At 46.9% G+C, this 689-nt stretch carries 1 protein-coding gene; it reads left to right on the top strand.

Translation table 11 applies throughout. The annotated features are described in order from the left end of the window. Window positions 1–689: class I tRNA ligase family protein (locus tag A3761_RS04940; protein WP_156491608.1), on the top strand; the 689-nt coding region annotated here is incomplete at both ends.

Raw genomic sequence — 689 nt, 5'->3', positions numbered from 1 at the left:
CACGCTCAACTATGTTGATGGCGGTGGCACTTTCCGTTCTGATGTCGACAAGTTTGCTGGCCAGCATGTTTATAAGGTTGATGCAGCGATTTTAGAAGAGCTAGAGAGCCAAGGCGCACTGCTTAAGAAAAAGGTCTTCACACATAGCTATCCGCATTGTTGGAGAACCAAGACTCCGCTGATTTATCGTGCGACGCCGCAATGGTTTGTCAGTATGACCCAGAACGGTTTGAAAGAAGCTGCATTGGAAGCGGTGAAAGGTGTTCAGTGGGTACCTGAATGGGGTCAGAATCGTATCGAAGCAATGTTGGAGCAAAGCCCTGATTGGTGTATCTCTCGCCAGCGTACTTGGGGTGTTCCGATTACTTTGTTTGTTCATAACGAGACACAAGAGCTTCATCCTGATACACAAAATTTGATCGCTAAAGTAGCTGAGAAAATTGAACAGAAGGGTATTGATGCCTGGTTCGAATTGGATGCGAGCGAATTATTAGGTGATGACGCTGAGAATTACACAAAAGTAACCGACACTTTAGATGTTTGGTTTGACTCGGGCGTGACGCATGCCGCGGTATTAAAGCAGCGCGAAGAGCTAGGTCAGTACCCTGCCGATTTATACTTGGAAGGCTCGGATCAACACCGTGGTTGGTTCCAGTCCTCTTTGAAGACGGGTATCGCGATTAATAATG

The sequence above is a fragment of the Oleiphilus sp. HI0123 genome (assembly GCF_001635315.1).
Note: the sequence above shows the minus strand (reverse complement) of the source record. Positions and strands in the feature narration are given on the sequence as shown.